The organism is Moheibacter stercoris, from assembly GCF_040545805.1.
In the GTDB taxonomy this organism is placed as follows: domain Bacteria; phylum Bacteroidota; class Bacteroidia; order Flavobacteriales; family Weeksellaceae; genus Moheibacter; species Moheibacter stercoris.
Genome location: NZ_JBEPMO010000037.1, coordinates 1 through 1,525, shown reverse-complemented (window position 1 = coordinate 1,525; position 1,525 = coordinate 1). Strand labels below are relative to the sequence as shown.

The 1,525-nt window shown below is 34.9% G+C and carries 1 protein-coding gene; it reads right to left on the bottom strand.

The features are described 5' to 3' along the window. Positions 1-95: 95 nt before the first annotated feature. The gene (locus ABID46_RS13500; protein ID WP_354510990.1) at positions 96-1,427 is read right to left on the bottom strand and encodes an IS1182 family transposase; all 1,332 of its coding nucleotides are present in this window, start codon (positions 1,425-1,427) and stop codon (positions 96-98) included. Between the last annotated feature and the right edge of the window lie 98 nt (positions 1,428-1,525).

Sequence of the window (1,525 nt, the reverse complement as noted above, 5' to 3'; positions counted from 1 at the left end):
TTTTTTGCTTCTTGGATATTAAAATTTCATTTTTCTAGCTTAAAAACTGATCATTTTTTCTAAACGGTAAAAAAAACTGGAATTTTGGCTGGTTTTTAGGTTGTTTTTGCCATTTTCTTTAAATTGTAGGCAATGGCTAATAAGCCAATTTCGATTTCGACTTTATTTTTTCCTCTCAACATAAATCTTTTGAAGTTTTTGTTGTGTTTTAGTTCCGCAAATACAGGTTCCACATCGTGACATCTTTGTTTTCTTAGTTTGATGCCTTTCTTGGTATTCAAGAGTTTGAATGCTTTTTCTCTGATTTTTGCTAACTTAGGATTGCTGTTTGACGTGGTGACCTTTCCTGACTTTTGGTCTTTTCTAAAGTAATTGTATTTGATGTAAGGTTTTATCTTCTTGGATTGTAGTAAGTTGTAGTTTTCTTCAGAACCATAACCTGCGTCTGCTACAATTTCCTTGGGTGTTCTGCCATAACATTGTTCAAAATCTTGCAAATGGGGTTTGAGGGTTTTGGTATCGGTAGGATTTGGGTGCGTAGAATAATGTAAAATATATCGGTTATTGGTGGATACTTGCAAATTATAAGCAGCTTTGAGCTGACCGTTTCTCATATGATCGTCCTTCATTCGCATAAAACTCGCATCTGTATCGGTCTTTGAATAAGAGTTTCGCTGGTCTAAAATCGCTTCTTGTTTTTGGTATTTTTCTAAATTACTCGGCCAGTTTTTTTTGGCATAATTCAACTTTTGACGAACTTTGGATGATGCTTTCTTATCCTTCAAGACTTCATTTAGCTGTTCTATCGTTTGGCTTACCTTCTGTGCATCTACTTTTTTAAAATCAATAGGTTCTGTATCTTGAAGCTCTTCTTTAGCAATGCTTTCTGCATAACTCCATAATTCTTCTAGTTGCGTAGCGATTCTTTCTTTGTTTTTCTTGATAGCTCTTCCCCATACAAAGGTATAGCGATTGGCATTGGCTTCTATCTTAGTTCCATCTACAAAGGTTGTTTCCAAACTTACCAATCCTTCTTTTTCTAACAACAAAACAATCTGGGTGAAAATGGATTTGAGCTCCCCTTTTAATCGTTCGCTACGAAAACGATTGATGGTATTATGGTCGGGACGGCTCATCCCCGAAAGCCACATAAAATGTATGTTTTCTTTGAGTGCTTGTTCCATTTTCCGACTGGAATAAATGTTGCATAGATAGCCATATACCAAAACTTTCAAAAGTAATTTGGGATGATAACTAGAGGTTCCTCCAGGCTTGTAAGTTTTGATTAAATTACTAATATCCAATCCATCTATAATGGCAGATATAACTCTTACGGGATGCTTTTCTTCAATCAACTCCGATAAATTTGGAGGAAAAAGCAAATTTTCTTGCGGATTATAGTCTTTAAAGACTAACTTTGACTTAATTGGCACAAAGCAATTTACTAAAATTGCTTCAATTGGGAAAGCTTTGGCTTTCCTTTTTTTATTTATAAAAAAGGCTATCTCACTTTTGAGACAGCCTC